Below are 20,663 nucleotides of genomic sequence, written 5' to 3'. Positions count from 1 at the left end.
CAACGTCCCCGGACGGGATCGCGGCGCATTGAATAACACTACAAAAAGAGGGAGCGTCATGCGCCATTCCTTGGTTTTATCCGCATTGCTGGGCACCGGCCTGCTGGCCGCCACTTCCATCAGCCAGGCCGCCAATAACAGCCTGGTGTTCTGCTCCGAAGGCAGCCCCGCCGGTTTCGACACCGCGCAGTACACCACTGCGACCGATAACGACGCCGCCGAGCCGCTGTACAACCGTTTGGCAGAGTTTGAAAAAGGCGCCACCAATGTCGTGCCAGGCCTGGCAACCCGCTGGGATATTTCCGAGGACGGACTCAAATACACGTTTCATCTGCGTGAAGGGGTGAAGTTTCACACGACCAAATACTTCACGCCGACTCGCGATTTCAACGCCGACGACGTGCTGTTCACGTTTAATCGCATGCTCGATCCGCAGCACCCGTTCCGTAAGGCTTATCCGACCGAGTTCCCGTATTTCAACGGGATGAGCCTGAACAAGAATATTGCCAAGGTCGAAAAGACCGGGCCGCTGACCGTGGTGATGACGCTCAACAACGTCGACGCCGCGTTCATCCAGAACATCGCCATGAGCTTCGCCGCCATCCTTTCGGCCGAATACGCCGACCAGTTGCTGGCGGCCGGCAAGCCGAGCGAGATCAACCAGAAGCCGATCGGCACCGGGCCGTTCGTGTTCAAGAGCTACCAGAAAGACTCCAACATCCGTTACAGCGGCAACAAACAGTACTGGGACCCGAGCCGGGTCAAGCTCGACAACCTGATTTTTGCCATCAACACCGACGCCTCGGTGCGCGTGCAGAAGCTCAAGGCCAACGAATGCCAGATCACCCTGCACCCGCGCCCCGCCGACGTGACCGCACTGAAGAATGATCCGAAACTGCAGCTGATCGAGAAACCCGGCTTCAACCTTGGCTACATTGCCTATAACGTCCGGCACAAGCCTTTCGACCAGCTCGAAGTGCGCCAGGCGCTGGACATGGCGGTGAACAAGCAAGGCATTCTCAACGCCGTCTATCAAGGTGCCGGTCAACTGGCGGTCAATGCCATGCCACCGACCCAGTGGTCCTATGACGACACCATAAAGGACGCCTCCTACAACCCGGAAAAAGCCAAGGAACTGCTCAAGGCTGCCGGCGTGAAGGAAGGCACCGAAATCACTCTCTGGGCCATGCCGGTCCAGCGTCCGTACAACCCCAACGCCAAACTGATGGCCGAAATGCTCCAGGCGGACTGGGCGAAGATCGGCCTCAAGGTCAAGATCGTCAGCTACGAATGGGGCGAGTACATCAAGCGCACCAAGAACGGCGAGCACGACATCAGCCTGATCGGCTGGACCGGTGACAACGGTGACCCGGACAACTGGCTCGGCACGCTCTATAGCTGCGATGCCATTGGCGGCAACAACTACTCCATGTGGTGTGATCCGGCCTACGACAAGCTGATCAAGCGGGCCAAGGTCGTCACCGATCGCGACCAGCGCACCGTGCTCTACAAACAGGCGCAGCAGTACCTCAAGCAGCAGGTGCCGATCACGCCGGTCGCCCACTCGATGGTCAACCAGCCGTTGAGCGCCAAAGTCGAAGGGTTCAAGGTCAGCCCCTTCGGTCGCAACGTGTTCTCGGGCGTCAGTATCGACCAATAACCAATTAGCCAGAAACGCTGGGGGGGCGGATTCCGCCCTCACGCAAGCGTATTGCCGTAATTCGTCAAATCGGCCTGCAGCAAACGTTTGCGAAGCCTGAACGAGTTCTAAACCAAATAGCCGGATCACCAAAAAAGACCGGCATTAAAAAAAGAAAGAAAGGAGCTTCACACATGAAACTGAGCAGCACCGCGTTATTGGCCTTGGCCATCAGCAGCGTGACCGCCACGGCTTACGCAGAATCCCAGAGCCAGGCGTTCACCCCGGTTACCGTGAATGAGAAAAGTGCTCAGAGTGAAGCCACTGGCTTCGTCGAAGGGCAGTCGATCACCGGTAGCACGCGTAACTGGTATGCCAACGAGCAACTGAAACGTGGCGGCACGTTCAGCTACAAGAAAGACGGTGTATCAACCCCGACTGATCGTCGTATCAACTGGGTTCAGGGCACCATCCTCAAGTACAACTCCGGCTTCACTCAAGGCACCGTAGGTTTCAGTACCGAAGTGGCGGCCTACAACGCCATCGCTCTGGATCGTGATCGCAAGGATCTGGCGTCCAACAACGGCGGCGCACCGGGAACCCGTCCTGGCGCGGGCAACAACCGTACCCTGACCGAAGAAGGTGGTGACGCCGTCGGCCAGTGGAGCAAACTGGGCCTGGCCAACGTCAAGGCCCGTGTCTCCAACACTACCCTGACCGCTGGCCGCATGAACTTCAGCAGCCCGATGGTCGATGTCATCGGTAACCGTGCGCTGCCTTCGAGCTTCGAAGGTGTGGCCATCCACAGCGAAGAGCTGAACAACCTGGCTTTCGACCTGGCCACCTTCGATCGCAACTCTCCGCGTACCGAAGAAAGCCAGCGTAAATTCCGCACCGAATACGCCAACGGCATCGTTGAAACCGATCACATCTACACCGGCGGTATCACCTACACCCCATTCGCCAGCCTGACCACCAGCCTTTGGGCGACCCAGGCCGAAGACATCTGGAACCAGTACTACTTCGGCGCCAGTCATGTGCTGGGCGACAGCCAGGTCCTGAGCCTGACCACCGGCCTGAACTACTACAAAACCCAGGAAGAAGGTAAAGCCCTCATAGGCAAAATCGACAACGACACCTACTCCCTGTCGTTCGGCCTGACCCACCAGGCCCACAGCCTGACCTTCTCCTACCAGGAAGTGAACGGTAACGAGTACTTCGACTACCTGCACGAAACCAACGGCATCTACCTGGCCAACTCCCTGCTGTCGGACTTCAACGGCCCGAACGAGAAGTCCTTCCAGATTGCCTACGGTCTGAACATGGCCGAATACGGCGTGCCAGGTCTGAAGTTCAACATCTACCAGGCACGTGGCTGGGGCATCGACGGTACTCACTACACCGGCAATGAAGGCGTAGCAGGCAAGGGTTACGACGGTATCCAGGCCCAGGATGGCGAAACCCATTACGAATACGGTATCGGTGCGACCTACGCCCTGCAGAGCGGCCCGCTGAAGGCCACCACTGTTCGCGCAACCTACACCGCGCACCGTGCCAGCGAAAACCAGGCGGATGGCAGCATCAACGAGTTCCGTCTCGTGACCACCATCCCGTTCAACATTTTGTAAAACGCACGCCGGCGGCTGACTCATGACGAGTCGGCCGTTCGGTTTTTTCCTGTTCAACCGATTGCAGAGGGTTCTTGATGAAAATGCTTCCCCTACGAGCGGCCATCGCTGCCGCATTGCTGAGTGTCGCTGTTGGCGTCTCGGCCAAACCCTTGGTGGTCTGTACCGAAGCCAGCCCGGAAGGCTTCGATATGGCCCAGTACACGACTGCAGTCACAGCCGACGCAGTGGCCGAAACCATCTTCAATCGCCTGGCGGACTTCAAGCCCGGCACCACTGAAGTGATTCCGGCGCTGGCCGAATCCTGGGACATCAGTGAAGACGGCCTGACCTACACGTTCCACCTGCGCAAAGGCGTCAAGTTTCACACCACCGATTACTTCAAGCCGACCCGCGACATGAACGCCGACGACGTGGTCTGGAGCTTCCAGCGTCAGCTGGACCCGAATCACCCATGGCACAAGCTGTCGAGCGTGGGCTTCCCGTACTTTGAGAGCATGGGCTTCAAGGAACTGCTCAAAAGCGTAGAGAAAGTCGACGACAACACGGTCAAGTTCACCCTGACCCGCCGCGAAGCGCCGTTCCTGGCCGACATTGCCATGGCCTTCTCCTCGATCTACTCCGCCGAGTACGCCGATCAACTGCTCAAGGCCAACAAGACCGGCGACCTGAACAACAAACCGGTCGGCACCGGCCCCTTCATCTTCCAGCGTTACGCCAAGGACGCCCAGGTGCGCTTCAAGGCCAACCCGGACTACTTCCGTGGCAAGCCACCGGCTGATGCGCTGGTCCTGGCGATTGCCACCGACAACAACGTGCGCCTGCAAAAGCTCAAGGCCAACGAGTGCCAGATCGCGCTGTATCCAAAACCGGATGACATCCCGAGCATCAAGAAAGACACCAACCTGAAGGTTGATGAGCTGAACGCGATGACCGTCTCCTATGTCGCCATGAACACCTCCCGCAAGTACATGAGCGACGTGCGGGTGCGCAAAGCCATCGACATCGCGTTCGACAAAGAGGCCTATGTCAACGCGCTGTTCGGCAAGGGCAATGCGACGGTGGCGGTCAACCCGTACCCGGACACCCTGCTGGGCTACAACCATAAACTGACCAACCCGCCTCGCGACCTCGACAAGGCTCGTGCCCTGCTCAAGGAAGCCGGGGTACCGGAGGGCACCGTGTTCACCCTGTTCACCCGTAACGGCGGCGGCCCGACCAACCCTAATCCGATGCTCGGCGCACAAATGATGCAGGCAGATCTGGCCAAGGTCGGCATCAAGGTCGATATTCGTGTCATGGAATGGGGCGAGATGCTCAAGCGCGCGAAGAACGGCGAGCACGATATGGTGTCCGCCGGTTGGGCAGGCGATAACGGCGACCCGGATAACTTCCTGACGCCTATGCTCAGTTGTGAGGCCGCCAAGAACGGCGAAAACTACGCTCGCTGGTGCAATGAAAAGTTCCAGGCGCTGATCGACGAAGCACGGGCCAAAGTGAACCCGGCTGAACGCACGGCGCTCTACGAACAGGCCCAGGACGTTTTCAATCAGGACCAGCCATGGATCAGCATGGCGCACACCCGCATGTTCACTGCAATGCGCACCAACGTAGAGGGTTATCACATTAGCCCCCTCACCACTAACAACTTCGCCACCACCCAGGTGAAGTAGATAAGAAACGCCCGGCATCGCTGACCCCAGCGATACCGGGCATGCCTAACCGGCTGATGAGGTACCACACAAGATGTTTAGTTTTATTGCCCGCCGATTGGGGTTACTGATCCCCACGTTCTTCGGCATCACCTTGTTGACTTTCGCGTTGATCCGCATGATTCCTGGCGACCCCGTGGAAGTGATGATGGGCGAACGTCGGGTCGACCCCGAAATGCATGCTCAGGCAATGGAACGCCTAGGTCTGAACAAACCGCTGTATGCCCAATACCTGGATTACATTGGCAAACTGGCCCACGGCGATCTCGGCGAATCCCTGCGTACCCGTGAAAGCGTCTGGACCGAGTTCAGCTCTCTATTCCCCGCGACCCTGGAACTGGCCTCGGCCGCCATGTTGTTCGCCGGCATCCTGGGCCTTCTGGCCGGGGTGATCGCGGCACTCAAGCGAGGGTCCCTGTTCGACCATGGGGTAATGGGTGTCTCCCTGGCGGGATACTCGATGCCGATCTTCTGGTGGGGCCTGATCCTGATCATGTTCTTCTCGGTGAGCCTGGGCTGGACCCCGGTATCCGGGCGGATCGACCTGCTCTACGACATCGAGCCACGCACCGGCTTCATGCTCATCGATACGTTGCTGGCCGATGACGTCGGAGCGTTCTTCGATGCCCTGCATCACCTGATCCTGCCAGCCATCGTGCTCGGCACCATCCCGCTGGCGGTGATTGCGCGGATGACCCGTTCGTCGATGCTCGAAGTGCTGCGTGAAGACTACATCCGCACCGCCCGCGCCAAAGGCCTGTCGCCATCGCGCGTGGTATTCGTGCACGGTCTGCGCAATGCGCTGATTCCGGTACTGACGGTGGTCGGCCTGCAAGTCGGCACGCTGCTGGCCGGCGCGGTCCTGACCGAAACCATCTTCTCCTGGCCCGGCATCGGCAAATGGCTGATCGAAGCCATTGGCGCACGGGACTATCCCGTGGTGCAGAACGGCATCCTGTTAATCGCCTGCCTGGTGATTCTGGTCAACTTCGTAGTGGACATCCTCTACGGCTTTGCCAACCCACGCATCCGTCATCAGCGCTGAGATCAATGACCATGACCACTCTCACTACACCGGTAGCAGTCGATCAAAGCCTGCTGTATCCGTCGCCCTACAAAGAATTCTGGCATGCGTTCTCCAGGAACAAAGGCGCTGTCGCCGGCCTGATGTTCATGCTGCTGGTGATTTTCTGCGCGATCTTCGCCCCATGGGTCGCACCGCATAACCCGAGCGAACAGTACCGCGACTTCCTGCTGACCCCGCCCTCCTGGCTGGAAAGCGGGCATATCCAGTTCCTGCTGGGTACCGATGAACTCGGTCGTGACCTGCTGTCGCGTTTGATTCACGGCTCGCGCCTGTCCCTGCTGATCGGCTTGTCATCGGTGGTGATGTCGCTGATTCCAGGCATCCTGATGGGACTGTTCGCCGGGTTCTTCCCGCGCGTGCTCGGCCCGACCATCATGCGTCTGATGGACATCATGCTGGCCCTGCCGTCCCTGCTGCTGGCGGTGGCAATTGTCGCCATCCTCGGCCCTGGCCTGATCAACACCATTATTGCCATCGCCGTGGTTTCGTTGCCGTCCTATGTTCGTCTGACCCGCGCCGCGGTGATGGGCGAATTGAACCGCGACTACGTGACCGCCGCGCGCCTGGCCGGTGCCGGTCTGCCTCGCCTGATGTTCGTCACCGTGCTGCCCAACTGCATGGCGCCGCTGATTGTTCAGGCCACCTTGAGTTTCTCCTCGGCGATTCTCGATGCCGCGGCACTGGGCTTCCTCGGCCTTGGCGTACAACCGCCAACCCCTGAGTGGGGCACCATGCTGGCTTCGGCTCGCGACTACATCGAACGCGCCTGGTGGGTGGTGAGCTTGCCTGGTTTGACCATTTTGCTCAGCGTGCTGGCAATCAACTTGATGGGCGACGGCCTGCGCGATGCGCTGGACCCGAAACTCAAGAACGCCGCCTGAGGAGATTCAAATGTCACTGTTAGAAATCAAGAATCTCAACGTTCGCTTCGGCGACGCCAACGCCGTTCCGGTGGTCGATGGTCTCGACATATCCGTGGAAAAGGGCGAAGTGCTGGCCATCGTTGGCGAATCGGGTTCCGGCAAGTCCGTGACCATGATGGCGCTGATGGGCCTGATCGAGCGTCCGGGGATCGTCACCGCCGACGCCCTGAATTTCGACGGCAAGAACATGCTCGCGCTCAGCAACCGTCAGCGTCGACAGATCGTCGGCAAAGACCTGGCCATGGTCTTCCAGGACCCGATGACCGCGCTGAACCCGAGCTACACCGTGGGCTTCCAGATTGAAGAAGTGCTGCGCCTGCACCTGAAAATGTCCAGGAAGGACGCTCGCAAGCGCGCCATCGAACTGCTGGAAAAAGTGGAAATCCCCGGCGCCGCCAGCCGTATGGATGCCTACCCGCATCAACTTTCCGGCGGCATGAGCCAGCGTGTTGCAATCGCCATGGCGATTGCCGGCGAACCAAAACTGCTGATCGCCGACGAACCGACCACCGCACTCGACGTAACGATTCAGGCGCAGATCATGGACCTGCTGCTGGCCCTGCAGAAAGAGCAGAACATGGGCCTGGTGCTGATTACTCACGACCTCGCGGTCGTGGCCGAAACCGCCCAGCGCGTGTGCGTGATGTACGCCGGTCAAGCGGTTGAAGTCGGTCAGGTGCCACAACTGTTCGACATTCCGGCGCACCCGTACAGCGAAGCGCTGCTCAAGGCCATTCCAGAACACAGCCTGGGTGCTGCGCGCCTGTCGACGCTACCGGGCATCGTTCCCGGTCGTTACGACCGTCCGCAAGGTTGCCTGCTGTCGCCGCGCTGCCCGTACGTGCAAGACAATTGCCGCACCCAGCGTCCAGCCCTTGACCAGAAAAGCAACAGCCTCGCCCGCTGCTTCTACCCGTTGAACCAGGAGGTGGCGTAATGGCCGTCGTACTTACCGCCCGCAACCTGACCCGTCACTACGAAGTGTCTCGCGGCCTGTTCAAGGGTCATGCGACCGTACGCGCCCTCAACGGTGTGTCGTTCGAACTGGAAGCCGGCAAGACCCTCGCTGTCGTGGGTGAGTCCGGTTGCGGCAAATCCACCCTGGCCCGTGCCCTGACGTTGATCGAAGAGCCATCCTCCGGCTCATTGAAAATCGCCGGGCAGGAAGTCGCCGGCGCCGACAAGGCTCAGCGCAAGCAACTGCGCAAAGATGTGCAGATGGTGTTCCAGAGCCCGTACGCGTCGTTGAATCCACGGCAGAAAATCGGTGATCAACTGGCTGAACCGCTATTGATCAACACCAACCTTTCCGCCGCCGAACGTCGCGAGAAAGTCCAGGCGATGATGAAGCAGGTGGGCTTGCGTCCCGAGCACTACCAGCGCTATCCGCACATGTTCTCCGGCGGTCAGCGCCAGCGGATCGCCCTGGCCCGCGCGATGATGTTGCAGCCGAAAGTGCTGGTGGCGGACGAACCGACCTCGGCGCTGGACGTGTCGATTCAGGCGCAGGTACTCAACCTGTTCATGGATTTGCAGCAAGAGTTCAACACCGCCTACGTGTTCATCTCCCACAACCTGGCGGTGGTACGCCACGTTGCCGATCACGTGATGGTGATGTACCTCGGCCGTCCGGTGGAAATGGGGCCGAAAGAGGACATCTACACCCGTCCCCTGCACCCGTACACCCAGGCGTTGTTGTCGGCGACGCCGACCATTCACCCGGATCCGGACAAGCCGAAAATCAAGATCGTCGGCGAACTGCCAAACCCGCTGAATCCACCGTCCGGCTGCGCCTTCCACAAGCGCTGCCCGTACGCGACCGAGCGCTGTGCCATCGAAGAGCCGGCCCTGCGTCTGCTCGACACACGCCAAGTGGCTTGCCACTACGCCGAGCAATTCCTCGACGGCGCGGCCTGAAAAAAACGCGCCCCGGTGCCGGGGCGCGCTTTTGCTGAGTTAACCAAACCCCTTCTGCCCCGACTGCGCATCAGTCAGGCAGACGGGGTTTTCTTTTGCCTGTCATTCAGGCTCAAGTGTCGTCTTCGTTGCTGTCCGAGTCGTCGGTCGAGTCATCATCGTTCGAGCTACCCGATTCCGATGCGGCGAGCATCAGCTCGCTGTGCACGCCTTGCCCGCTCCAGGCCTGTTCATCATGGTTCGTGCACTCCGCCCACGCCGCTGACGTGCCGAGGGATAGCATCACCAAAACCTTCAGCAGCAACACTATGCGTTGAATAATGCTCATAGCCGATTCCATCCTTTCTTGGGTGAAGCATGGGTGCCGGAATGGCGCAGAGAGAAATTTAGCGCGATTCTCCAGATAGGACGCTAACGAAGGTCGGGAAATGCCGTGAGAAGGGAGATTGGTTTCGAATAATGCCTATAACCAGATCAACTAAGTGATGCGGGCTCGCCGAGCACGGAAGGAAGAACCCTGTTGCGCCCGGACAACCGAGTCGCTTCGGTGCGGTACACAGCCCAGACAATAAAAAGCCCCGAGACTCGCGCATCGGGGCTTTGGGGTTTGCAACTCAGCGCTTAGTGATGCTCACGCGTCGCACGGAATTTCACGTCCGGCCAGCGCTCTTCCATCAGTGCCAGGTTGACCCGGGTCGGGGCCAGGTAGGTCAGGTGACCGCCGCCGTCGAGGGCGAGGTTTTCCACGGCCTTGTTGGTGAATTCCTCAAGCTTCTTCTTGTCGCCGGACTCGATCCAGCGCGCGGAATACACGGTGATCGGCTCGTAGGAGCACTCGACCTTGTATTCCTCTTTCAAACGGCTGGCGACCACATCGAACTGCAGCACACCGACGGCGCCGAGAATGATGTCGTTGCTGCGCTCGGGGAAGAACACCTGGGTGGCGCCTTCTTCGGCCAGTTGCTGCAAGCCTTGACGCAGTTGCTTGGATTTCAGTGGATCGCGCAGGCGTACGCGACGGAACAGTTCCGGGGCGAAGTGCGGGATGCCGGTGAAACCCAGGGTTTCGCCTTCGGTGAAGGTATCGCCGATCTGGATGGTGCCGTGGTTGTGCAGGCCGATGATGTCGCCGGCGAACGCTTCTTCCAGTTGCTCACGCTCGGACGAGAAGAAGGTCAGCGCGTCGCCGATCCGCACGTCCTTGCCGGTGCGCACATGGCGCATCTTCATGCCCTTTTCGTATTTGCCGGAGCAAATGCGCATGAAGGCGATGCGGTCGCGGTGTTTGGGGTCCATGTTCGCCTGGATCTTGAACACGAAACCACTGAACTTCTCTTCCACCGGCTCGACGGTGCGCTCGTTGGCGACACGGGCCAATGGTTGCGGTGCCCAGTCGACCACAGCGTCGAGCACGTGATCGACACCGAAGTTGCCCAGCGCGGTACCAAAGAACACCGGGGTCAGTTGGCCGTCGAGGAATTCCTGTTGATTGAATTCGTGGCAGGCGCCCTGCACCAGTTCCAGCTGCTCGATGAAACGCTCGTACTCGTCACCCAAGTGTGCGCGCGCTTCATCGGAATCGAGCTTCTCGATGATTTTGGTTTCGGTGCGCTCATGACCGTGGCCGGCGGTGTAGACGATGATGTAGTCGTCGGCGAGGTGATAAACACCCTTGAAGTCGCGGTAGCAACCGATCGGCCAGGTGATCGGCGCGGCCTTGATCTTCAGGACCGCTTCGATTTCGTCGAGCAGTTCGATCGGGTCGCGGATGTCACGGTCGAGTTTGTTGATGAAGCTGACGATCGGCGTGTCACGCAGACGGCAGACGTCCATCAGGGCGATGGTCCGTGGTTCTACACCCTTACCGCCGTCGAGGACCATCAATGCCGAGTCCACCGCAGTCAGGGTGCGGTAAGTATCTTCGGAGAAGTCTTCGTGGCCCGGGGTGTCGAGCAGGTTGATCATGTGGTCGCGATACGGGAACTGCATGACCGACGTGGTAATGGAAATACCCCGTTGTTTTTCCATTTCCATCCAGTCGGAGGTGGCATGGCGGTCGGACTTGCGAGATTTCACCGTGCCGGCAACCGCAATCGCCTTGCCCATCAGCAAGAGCTTCTCGGTGATGGTGGTCTTACCGGCATCGGGGTGGGAAATAATGGCGAAAGTGCGGCGTTTCGCGACTTCGGCGGCCTGTTTGGTCATGGGAAATCGCCTGGCGGTGATTCAAAAAAGGGCGGCGAGTATAGCTTAAAAAGTGATCTACGGACCACCACGCACAGGAGCTGCCGATGGCCGTAATCAGCGCGGGCAGCTCCTTCTTGGTGGCTAAATGCTGCTGATTATGGAACCTTTTAAAAGCTGGAGACGTCCACTCCCCTGTTACGACCCATCGTCAGGGGCTGAAAAATCAGCAAGTTAGCCTGACGAGGCTGCGCTTATGGCTCTATCTCATGCGGTTTCATCAGCATGAAGAGCTGCTTCTCGCGAACGTTATTTTCCCGGCAGCCAGGAATGGCATGCCACACGGGACTGCGTTCGCCGACTGAAAAAAGGAGTCTGCCTGTGGCTATTCGCTATGGCAAAGGGCTGACAGGAGGTGCGGTTGTCGTCGCTCTTCTGGCCCTGCTGGTCCACTGGATTGGCATCAACACGATCGAACAGTACCGCGACGATTTGTTGTTTTACCTGCAAGCTCATCTGATTCTTGTCCTCGCTTCCATGCTGGCCGCCCTTGTTGTGGGCATACCCGCCGGTATCTTCCTCAGCCGCCCGACCATGGTTGGACGCGCCGAACGCTTCATGCAGATCTTCAACATCGGCAATACCGTGCCGCCGCTCGCCGTACTGGCCATCGCCCTGGGCATCCTCGGCATCGGCAGCGGTCCGGCAATCTTCGCTCTGTTCCTGGCTTCGCTGTTGCCGATCGTGCGCAACACCTATGAAGGGCTGAAAAACGTTCAGGGTTCGCTCAAGGAAGCCGCCGTCGGCATCGGCATGACCCCGACTCAGGTGCTGTGCCGGGTCGAACTGCCGAACGCCGTGCCGATCATCATCGGTGGCGTGCGTGTGGCGCTGGCGATCAACGTCGGGACCGCACCGCTGGCGTTCCTGATAGGCGCCAACAGTCTGGGCAGCCTGATTTTCCCCGGCATCGCCCTGAACAATCAGCCGCAACTGCTGCTCGGCGCGGCCTGCACCGCCCTGCTGGCCTTGCTGCTCGACGGACTGGTGACACTCGCCAGCCGCCTCTGGCTCGAACGCGGCCTACGCCCGTCTTAAGCCTCGGCAAAGGAATTAACATGAAAAAAGTCTGCTTATTTTTAGGCTGCGTTCTGCTGTTCGCAGGAATCGCCCAAGCCGCTGAAAAACCCGTGATCCGCATTGGCGCCCGGGTGTTCACCGAACAAACCCTGCTGGCGGAAATCACCTCCCAATACCTGCGCACCAAGGGTTACGACACCCAGGTAACCGGCGGCCTGGGCAGCAATCTGGCCCGCAGTGCTCACGAAAGCGGCCAACTGGACATGCTCTGGGAATACACCGGCGTCTCGCTGGTGGCTTACAACCATGTCACTGAAAAACTCGACAGCGCGCAGTCCTACGCCCGGGTGAAAGAACTCGACGAGAAAAAAGGCCTGATCTGGCTCACTCCGTCGAAATTCAGCAACACCTACGCCCTGGCCCTGCCGGAAAAAACCGCGAAGGCTTACCCGCAGATCAACACCATCAGCCAGTTGAACGAGGTGTTGCAAGCCGAGGCGAAGACTAATCACCTCGTCGCACTGGACACCGAATTCGCCAACCGTTCCGACGGTCTGGGCGGCATGGTTGATCTCTATGGCATGAACCTGACCCGCAATAACATTCGCCAGATGGATGCCGGGCTGGTCTACACCGCCTTGCGCAATGGCCAGGTGTTCGCCGGCCTGGTCTACACCACCGACGGTCGCTTGAACGCCTTCAAACTCAAGCTGCTCGAAGACGACAAGCATTACTTCCCCGACTACACCACCGCGCCGGTGGTGCGCCAGGCCTACCTCGAAGCCCACCCGAAACTCGCCGAAGAGCTCAAGCCACTGGCCGAACTGTTCGACGACGCCACCATGCGCCAGCTCAACGCGCGGGTCGATGTCGATCACGAAAGCCCTTCATCCGTTGCCGCCGATTTCCTGCGCCAGCATCCACTGCTGTCTGTTCAATAAGGCAGAGGAGAAAAAGACATGGAATTTCTCAACGCCTTTTCCCATCTCGATTGGCCGCTAGTGCTGCACCTGACCTGGCAGCACATCACCCTGGTTGGCATCGCGGTAACGCTGGCGATTCTGGTCGGCGTGCCGCTGGGTATCCTGATGACCCGCTTCCCGACATTGGCCGGCCCGTTGCAAGCCAGCGCCACGGTTTTGCTGACCGTGCCGTCGATCGCGCTATTCGGCCTGCTGTTGCCGTTCTATTCCAGGTTCGGCCAGGGCCTGGGCCCGATGCCGGCAATCACCGCCGTGTTTCTCTATTCGCTGCTGCCGATCATGCGTAACACCTACCTGGCGCTGACCGGCGTGGAGCCCGGCATTCGCGAAGCCGCCCGGGGTATCGGCATGACCTTCGGTCAGCGCCTGCGCATGGTCGAACTGCCGATTGCCGTGCCGGTGATCCTCGCCGGTGTCCGCACCGCCGTAGTGATGAACATCGGCGTGATGACCATCGCCGCCACCATCGGCGCCGGTGGCCTCGGTGTACTCATTCTCGCTTCCATCAGCCGCAGCGACATGTCGATGCTGATCGTCGGCGCGGTGCTGGTCAGTCTCCTGGCCATCTTCGCCGACCTGCTTCTGCAATGGCTGCAACGCACGCTGACTCCAAAAGGACTGCTCAAATGATCGAACTTCAAAACCTCAGCAAGACCTTCCAAAGTAACGGCAAAGATGTGAAAGCCGTGGACTCGGTGAGTCTGACCGTCAATGAAGGCGAGATCTGCGTGTTCCTCGGGCCATCGGGCTGCGGCAAGAGCACCACGCTGAAAATGATCAACCGGTTGATCAAACCGACTTCGGGCAAGATCCTGATCAACGGCGAAGACACCACCGACCTCGACGAAGTGACCCTGCGCCGCAACATCGGTTATGTGATCCAGCAGATCGGTCTGTTCCCGAACATGACCATCGAGGAAAACATCACCATCGTTCCGCGCCTGCTCGGCTGGGACAAACAGAAATGCCACGACCGCGCCCGCGAGTTGATGAGCATGATCAAGCTTGAACCCAAGCAATACCTGACTCGCTACCCCCGTGAATTGTCCGGCGGCCAACAACAGCGGATCGGTGTGATTCGAGCACTGGCGGCGGATGCGCCGCTGTTGTTGATGGACGAACCGTTCGGCGCGGTCGACCCGATCAACCGCGAAATGATCCAGAACGAGTTCTTCGAGATGCAACGGGCGCTGAACAAGACCGTGATCATGGTCAGCCATGACATCGACGAAGCCATCAAGCTCGGTGACAAAATCGCGATTTTCCGCGCCGGCAAGCTGTTGCAGATCGACCACCCGGACACCTTGCTCGCGCATCCGGCGGACGATTTTGTCAGCAACTTCGTCGGCCAGGACAGCACGCTCAAACGCTTGCTGCTGGTGTAGGCTGAAGATGCGGCGGACAACGCGCCGTCGGTGAGCCCGGAAACCCCGGTGGCCGAAGCCCTGGAATTGATGGACGAACTGGACCGGCGCTACGTAGTGGTGACCTGTGCCGAGAACAAGGCCTTGGGCTACGTGCGCCGTCGCGACCTGCATCGCCAGACAGGCACCTGCGCGCAATACCTGCGCGAGTTCAACGCCACCGCGGCGTACGACGAGCATTTGCGCATCCTGCTGTCGCGCATGTACGAGTTCAACCGCTCGTGGCTGCCGGTGATGGACGCCGAGCGGGTGTTTCTCGGTGAGGTGACTCAGGAATCGATTGCGGAATATTTGAGCTCCGGCAAGTCCCGTGGGGGCAAGACCAGCATTGTTTCGCCAGCGGAAACTGCGTTGACCTGACTTGTATGAGGCTCTAGTGCTTTTGTGGCGAGGGAGCTTGCTCCCGTCCGGCCGCGAAGCAGTCGTGAAGTCAGCCGATGCGATCCTTCTGAAGAACCGCATTGCCTGATTTTGGGGGCGCTACGCGCCCCAGCGGGAGCAAGCTCCCTCGCCACAAAAGCCAAGCAAGCTCCCTTCTAAAATCCTTGTCTTGGGAACATCACACTGTCACGCAGGTCGGTTACATCAGTAGCTGTCAGGGACCGCACGACGGAAGCGTGCAAAAACGCGACATTTTTTGTTGATCTCAAGCCCCTCACGCCCTAAAGTTCGCGCCGAACGTCCATGCTGGAAACGATCCATCCGGCTCAAGTACTGACGACGAGACAGCAAGGCCAAGGGAATCTGCATTTCCCATGGCCTTTTTGCTTTCGGCGACATGCCTTGGGAAGTAGGCGAACCAAAGTGGGGATACGGAGGGCGTTCATTTGCACCCATTGATAATTTCAGTTTGCCAGTAGGAGTTCCCAGCATGTCGATCAACGTCGAAGACTATTTCGCGCGCGAAACCTTCCAGAAAATGAAGGCCTTCGCCGACAAACAAGAAACCCCGTTCGTGGTGATCGACACCGCGATGATCGCCCAGGCCTATGACGACCTGCGTGCCGGTTTCGAATTCGCCAAGGTCTACTACGCGGTCAAGGCCAACCCGGCCGTGGAAATCATCGACCTGCTCAAAGAGAAAGGCTCGAGCTTCGACATCGCCTCGATCTATGAGCTGGACAAAGTGCTGAGCCGTGGCGTCAGCGCCGACCAGATCAGCTACGGCAACACCATCAAGAAATCCAAAGACATTCGCTACTTCTACGACAAGGGCGTGCGCCTGTACGCCACCGACTCCGAAGCCGACCTGCGCAACATCGCCAAGGCCGCTCCGGGCTCGAAAGTCTACGTGCGTATCCTGACTGAAGGCTCGACCACTGCCGACTGGCCTTTGTCGCGCAAATTCGGCTGCCAGACCGACATGGCCATGGACCTGCTGATCCTGGCTCGTGACCTGGGCCTGGTGCCATACGGCATCTCGTTCCACGTCGGTTCGCAGCAGCGCGACATCAGCGTCTGGGACGCGGCAATCGCCAAGGTCAAAGTGATCTTCGAACGCCTGAAAGAAGAAGACGGCATCCACCTCAAGCTGATCAACATGGGTGGCGGCTTCCCGGCCAACTACATCACCCGCACCAACAGCCTGGAAACCTACGCTGAAGAAATCATCCGCTTCCTGAAGGAAGACTTCGGCGACGACCTGCCGGAAATCATCCTGGAGCCGGGCCGTTCGCTGATCGCCAACGCCGGTATTCTGGTCAGCGAAGTGGTGCTGGTGGCGCGTAAATCCCGTACCGCTGTAGAGCGATGGGTGTACACGGATGTGGGCAAGTTCTCCGGCCTGATCGAAACCATGGACGAAGCCATCAAGTTCCCGATCTGGACCGAGAAGAAAGGCGAGATGGAAGAAGTGGTCATCGCCGGCCCGACCTGCGACAGCGCCGACATCATGTACGAAAACTACAAGTACGGTTTGCCGCTGAACCTGGCCATTGGTGATCGTTTGTACTGGCTGTCGACCGGTGCGTACACCACCAGCTACAGCGCCGTCGAGTTCAATGGCTTCCCGCCGCTGAAATCGTTCTACGTGTAAGCACTGCACGCAGAAATCAAAAAGCCCATGACGTGTCATGGGCTTTTTTGTGCCTGCGCTGATCGCTCCCACACGGGGGCGTGGGAACGATCTATCCTGGCGTCAGCTCTCGAGCACGCTGTTGATACTCGGTAGCCAGCCCATGAATTCTTGGATCGGTCGACGTCAATAGCGCCTTGTTCGCCACCCGCAAGAAATTCAAATTCCCGCCGTCCAAGGCCTTGCGTAACCAGCCCAACGCCTCGTCGACCTTGCCTTCATCCGCCAACATCGCCGCATAACTGAACTGACCGCGAAAATCCCCTCCTTCAGCCGAGCGTCGATACCAGTCACGGGCAGCGTGCGGATCTGCCGGGCAATCGCGCCCCTCTTCCAGGTATCTCCCCAGCAGGTTCATCGACTTTGCGTGGCCCAATTCAGCGGCATGCCGATAGAGATTCAGCGCTTGCGCCTGATCCTCGACCACCCCGCGCCCGGTAGCCAGCAGATTGGCGTAGTTGTACATCGCCCAATCCAGTCCCGCCTCGGCGGCGAGGCGATAATGCCCCGCGGCGCTCGTGGCGTTGGCGGTGCACCCCCAGCCATGTTCATGGCAACGACCAAGCATGTTGCGCGCCATCAAGTGCCCGCGCTGAGCCGCAATCTCGAACCAGCGCAGCGCCAGCGGCTGATCCCGCTCGATACCCCGCCCGTCCAGCAAAATCTGTCCCAGCAAGGCCTGGGCATCCAGCACACCTTCACGGGCGGCGATCAGAATCGCCTGGGCTGCGCGCGCCGGGCTTTCCTCCAGCATGGCCTTGAGGCGATCACCGTCGAGGACTTCCTCGCGGCGCAATTGATAACTCATACCTCGACCCAGCGACGCAACAGGTTGTGGTAAGTACCGGTCAGGCGGATCAATGAAGGATGGTCGGGCATGTCCTGGGTCAGTTGCTGAATCGCCCCGTCCATCTCGAACAGCAAAGCGCGCTGGTTGTCTTCACGCACCAGGCTTTGCGTCCAGAAAAACGATGCGTAGCGGGTTCCACGCGTGACGGCGTTGACCTTGTGCAGGCTGGTGCCGGGATACAGGACCATATCGCCGGCCGGCAATTTCACGCGCTGAGTGCCGAAGGTGTCCTGGATTTCCAGTTCGCCGCCGTCGTAATCCTCCGGGTCACTGAAGAACAGCGTCGCCGACAGGTCGGTGCGCACCCGCTCGATGCTGCCCCTGGGCTGACGCACGGCATTGTCGATATGGAAGTCGAAACTGCCACCGGCGGTGTAACAGTTCAACAACGGAGGGAAGACCTTGTGCGGTAATGCCGCTGACATGAACTGCGGATTTTTCCACAACCGCTCGAGCATCGCCGCACCGATTTCCTTGGTCAACGGATGTCCTTCAGGCAATTGCAGATTGTGCTTGGCCTTCGCCGACTGATAACCGGCGGTAATTTTGCCATCGGCCCAATCCGCCTGCGCCAGGGCCTCGCGAATGCGCTGCACTTCTTCTTTCGCGAACACGCCGGGAATGTGCAACAACATGGAAAGACACCTGAAAGCAAAGGGACGTTAATGGTATTGATTCTTATTACTTATGTAAAACCCAAGAGACGAATGAAACCGCAAAAACCGTAAAGGCAAATTGTAAAGAATGTAAATTCGTTGCGAATAGCAACGTTTCGCAATTGATACAGATACGTATTTACTCTACATTCCGCGACCTCAAATCCTTGGGGAGGGGAATTCACATGTCACGCCAACAACCACAATCAACGGTCAGTTCACCGCGTTTGCTCGCGTCTGCAATTGGCGTGGCGATCACCGCCGGCTCTGCGGGCCACATGGTTTTCGCGGCCGAGAAGACCGACGAAAAAGCACCCGGTAATGCCATATCCCTGGACGCCACCAGCGTTGTAGGCGAGCAGGATGACACCTCCTACAAGACCGATACCTCGGCCTCCAAGAAGTACACCGCGCCACTGCGCGAGACGCCGAAAAGCGTCACCGTGATCCCGCAACAAGTGATTCGCGACACCGGCGCCACCAGCCTGGTCGACGCCCTGCGCACCACGCCGGGCATCACTTTTGGTGCCGGCGAGGGTGGCAACCCGGCCGGTGATCGTCCGATCATTCGCGGCTTCAACGCCGAAAGCGACGTGTTCATCGACGGCATGCGCGACGTGGCGTCCCAGAGCCGCGAGATCTTCAACGTTGAATCGATCGAAGTCAGCAAGGGCCCAGGGTCGGCCTTCACCGGCGCCGGTTCCACCGGTGGCAGCCTGAACCTGGTGAGCAAGACCGCCAAGCTGGGCAATGCCTACAACGGCGGCTTCACCTGGGGTTCGGACCAGACCAAGCGCACCACCCTCGACCTGAACCAGCAAATGACCGACACCTCGGCGTTCCGGCTGAACCTGATGAAGCACGAAGCCAACGTCGCCGGGCGTGATGCCGTGGACGTCAGTCGCTGGGGCGTGGCACCGTCCTTCGCCTTCGGCCTGGGCACCGACACCCGCTTGACCGTCGGCTACTACCACGTCGAAACCGACGACATGCCCGACTACGGCATCCCGTTGACCCTGAGCCCCAACCGCAGCAAGTACAACGTCGACAAGCCGGCCAACGTCAACCGCGACAACTTCTACGGCCTCACCGGCCGCGACTATCGCCAGACCAGCAACGACAGCGGCACGATCAAGCTCGAGCACGATCTGAACGATAGCCTGACCGTGTCGAACAGCTTTCGCATGTCCCGTTCAACCCTGGACTACATCGTCACCAACCCTGACGACAGCAAGGGCAACGTGGCCAACGGCAGTGTCTACCGTGGCGCGAAGAGCCGTAACTCGACGTCCAGCGGCTGGATCAACCAGACCGACCTGAGTGCCAAATTCAACACCGGCGCCATCGAGCACAGCCTGGTGACCGGTCTGGAGTTTTCCTATCAGGACACCCACAACCGCCCGTACCTCCTGACTTCCAGCGCCAGCGGTACCCAGTGCAACCGTGCCCTGTTCAACTCCGGCGACTGCACCAGCCTGTACAACCCGACGCCTGGGGATAACTGGAACGGCACGATCACCGACAGCAACGCCTTCACCGACACCGACACCAAGACCGCCGCGGCCTACGTGTTCGACACCCTGAAGTTCAACGAGCAATGGTCCCTGAACCTGGGCCTGCGCTATGACAACTACCAAGTCGAATCCAGCGGTTTCGCCAACGCCAGCAGCACGGCTCCAGCGGGCAGTTTCTCCCGTCAGAACACCAGCGACCTGGTGAACTACCAGATCGGCGTGGTCTACAACCCGCTGCCAAACGGCAGCCTCTATGCCGCCTACTCGACGTCCAGCAACCCGGCCGGCGAAACCAGCGGCAACGGTGGCCTGGAACTGGCGGCGAACAACAGCAGTCTGGACCCGGAAAAGAACCGCAACTACGAGATTGGCACCAAGTGGGACTTCTTCGGTGACGACCTGTCGCTGACCGCCGCACTGTTCCGCACCGAGAAAACCAACGCGCGTATCAACGATCCGGACGGCGGCACCACCCAAGTGCTGGACGGCGAACAGCAGGTCAATGGCCTGGAACTGACCTACACCGGCAAGCTGACCCGTAACTGGCGAGTCTTCGGCGGCTACACCTACATGGACAGCGAAGTGGTCAAAACCACCCTCGCCGCCGATGAAGGCAACCACATGCCAAGCACCCCACGGAACAACTTCACGTTCTGGTCGACCTACGACCTGGTGCCGGACAAGTTGACCGTCGGTGCCGGTGCGACCTTCGTCGATTCCCAGTTCGGCAACGTCGCCAACTCGGTGGAGATTCCGTCCTATTGGCGTTACGACGCGATGGCCAGCTACCGCCTGACCAAGAACGTCGACCTGCAACTCAACGTACAAAACCTGACCGACAAGCGTTACTTCGACCAGGTATTCCAGACGCACTACGCCCACGTGGCGCCGGGCCGCACTGCTCTGCTGAGTGCCAACTTCCACTTCTGATCACAGAAGTGCGGAGGCAAAAGCCCCGTTCATCAAAGTGAACGGGGCTTTTGCGTGTAAAA

16 protein-coding genes and 1 pseudogene are annotated in these 20,663 nt (G+C 59.4%); 13 read left to right on the top strand and 4 right to left on the bottom strand.

What is annotated here, in order from left to right:
• Window positions 1-58: 58 nt before the first annotated feature.
• From PGR6_RS03950 to PGR6_RS03920, 7 genes are all read left to right on the top strand, one after another.
• The gene (locus PGR6_RS03950) at window positions 59-1,660 is read left to right on the top strand and encodes an ABC transporter substrate-binding protein (protein WP_064616157.1); all 1,602 of its coding nucleotides are present in this window, start codon (window positions 59-61) and stop codon (window positions 1,658-1,660) included.
• Between the two features lie 173 nt (window positions 1,661-1,833).
• Complete coding sequence (locus PGR6_RS03945; RefSeq protein ID WP_018929518.1) at window positions 1,834-3,267, top strand: OprD family porin; 1,434 nt, start codon at window positions 1,834-1,836, stop codon at window positions 3,265-3,267.
• A 77-nt stretch (window positions 3,268-3,344) separates the two neighbouring features.
• The gene (locus tag PGR6_RS03940) at window positions 3,345-4,940 is read left to right on the top strand and encodes an ABC transporter substrate-binding protein (protein WP_018929517.1); all 1,596 of its coding nucleotides are present in this window, start codon (window positions 3,345-3,347) and stop codon (window positions 4,938-4,940) included.
• A 73-nt stretch (window positions 4,941-5,013) separates the two neighbouring features.
• Window positions 5,014-6,024 carry an ABC transporter permease subunit gene (locus tag PGR6_RS03935; RefSeq protein ID WP_018929516.1) on the top strand — a complete coding sequence of 337 codons (1,011 nt, stop codon included), beginning with the start codon at window positions 5,014-5,016 and terminating at the stop codon, window positions 6,022-6,024.
• 11 nt (window positions 6,025-6,035) lie between these two features.
• Window positions 6,036-6,947, top strand: a complete 912-nt coding sequence (locus PGR6_RS03930) for an ABC transporter permease subunit (RefSeq protein ID WP_064621194.1) — start codon at window positions 6,036-6,038, stop codon at window positions 6,945-6,947.
• A 10-nt stretch (window positions 6,948-6,957) separates the two neighbouring features.
• On the top strand, window positions 6,958-7,926 hold the full coding sequence (locus PGR6_RS03925; protein WP_064616156.1) for an ABC transporter ATP-binding protein: 969 nt from the start codon (window positions 6,958-6,960) through the stop codon (window positions 7,924-7,926).
• A complete protein-coding gene (locus tag PGR6_RS03920; RefSeq protein WP_064616155.1) occupies window positions 7,926-8,906 on the top strand; it encodes a peptide ABC transporter ATP-binding protein in 981 nt (326 codons plus the stop codon). Before PGR6_RS03925 ends, PGR6_RS03920 begins: the two co-directional genes overlap by 1 nt.
• A 112-nt stretch (window positions 8,907-9,018) precedes the next feature.
• Here PGR6_RS03920 and PGR6_RS03915 read toward each other — a convergent pair whose 3' ends face one another.
• Together PGR6_RS03915 and PGR6_RS03910 are read right to left on the bottom strand one after the other, a co-directional pair.
• Window positions 9,019-9,234, bottom strand: a complete 216-nt coding sequence (locus tag PGR6_RS03915) for a hypothetical protein (protein ID WP_064616154.1) — start codon at window positions 9,232-9,234, stop codon at window positions 9,019-9,021.
• Between the two features lie 293 nt (window positions 9,235-9,527).
• The gene (locus PGR6_RS03910; RefSeq protein WP_064616153.1) at window positions 9,528-11,111 is read right to left on the bottom strand and encodes a peptide chain release factor 3; all 1,584 of its coding nucleotides are present in this window, start codon (window positions 11,109-11,111) and stop codon (window positions 9,528-9,530) included.
• Between the two features lie 360 nt (window positions 11,112-11,471).
• Here PGR6_RS03910 and PGR6_RS03905 point away from each other — a divergent pair, with 360 nt between their 5' ends.
• The 5 genes and pseudogenes from PGR6_RS03905 to PGR6_RS03885 all read left to right on the top strand — a co-directional run bounded on the left by PGR6_RS03905 (window position 11,472) and on the right by PGR6_RS03885 (window position 16,612).
• On the top strand, window positions 11,472-12,188 hold the full coding sequence (locus PGR6_RS03905) for an ABC transporter permease (protein ID WP_018929511.1): 717 nt from the start codon (window positions 11,472-11,474) through the stop codon (window positions 12,186-12,188).
• Between the two features lie 20 nt (window positions 12,189-12,208).
• Window positions 12,209-13,111, top strand: a complete 903-nt coding sequence (locus PGR6_RS03900) for a glycine betaine ABC transporter substrate-binding protein (RefSeq protein ID WP_064616152.1) — start codon at window positions 12,209-12,211, stop codon at window positions 13,109-13,111.
• 18 nt (window positions 13,112-13,129) lie between these two features.
• Window positions 13,130-13,783: an ABC transporter permease gene (locus PGR6_RS03895; RefSeq protein ID WP_018929509.1), complete on the top strand. Its 654-nt coding sequence runs from the start codon at window positions 13,130-13,132 to the stop codon at window positions 13,781-13,783.
• Window positions 13,780-14,937: pseudogene (locus tag PGR6_RS03890) on the top strand (osmoprotectant ABC transporter ATP-binding protein OsmV). Before PGR6_RS03895 ends, PGR6_RS03890 begins: the two are co-directional and overlap by 4 nt.
• A gap of 511 nt (window positions 14,938-15,448) precedes the next feature.
• A complete protein-coding gene (locus PGR6_RS03885; protein ID WP_018929507.1) occupies window positions 15,449-16,612 on the top strand; it encodes a type III PLP-dependent enzyme in 1,164 nt (387 codons plus the stop codon).
• A gap of 91 nt (window positions 16,613-16,703) precedes the next feature.
• Here the strand turns inward: PGR6_RS03885 and PGR6_RS03880 are convergent, their stop codons facing one another.
• Together PGR6_RS03880 and PGR6_RS03875 are read right to left on the bottom strand one after the other, a co-directional pair.
• Window positions 16,704-17,459 (bottom strand): tetratricopeptide repeat protein, encoded by a 756-nt coding sequence (locus PGR6_RS03880; RefSeq protein WP_064616151.1) that lies wholly within the window; start codon window positions 17,457-17,459, stop codon window positions 16,704-16,706.
• Window positions 17,456-18,136, bottom strand: a complete 681-nt coding sequence (locus tag PGR6_RS03875) for a Fe2+-dependent dioxygenase (RefSeq protein WP_064616150.1) — start codon at window positions 18,134-18,136, stop codon at window positions 17,456-17,458. Before PGR6_RS03875 ends, PGR6_RS03880 begins: the two co-directional genes overlap by 4 nt.
• A 206-nt stretch (window positions 18,137-18,342) precedes the next feature.
• Between PGR6_RS03875 and PGR6_RS03870 the strand changes: the two genes are divergently transcribed.
• Window positions 18,343-20,601: a TonB-dependent receptor gene (locus PGR6_RS03870; protein ID WP_064616149.1), complete on the top strand. Its 2,259-nt coding sequence runs from the start codon at window positions 18,343-18,345 to the stop codon at window positions 20,599-20,601.
• Window positions 20,602-20,663 lie beyond the last annotated feature (62 nt).

This window comes from Pseudomonas sp. GR 6-02 (assembly GCF_001655615.1).
GTDB lineage: Bacteria > Pseudomonadota > Gammaproteobacteria > Pseudomonadales > Pseudomonadaceae > Aquipseudomonas.
The sequence above is the reverse complement of the archived record's forward strand: the minus strand, read 5'-3'. Positions and strand labels throughout refer to the sequence as shown.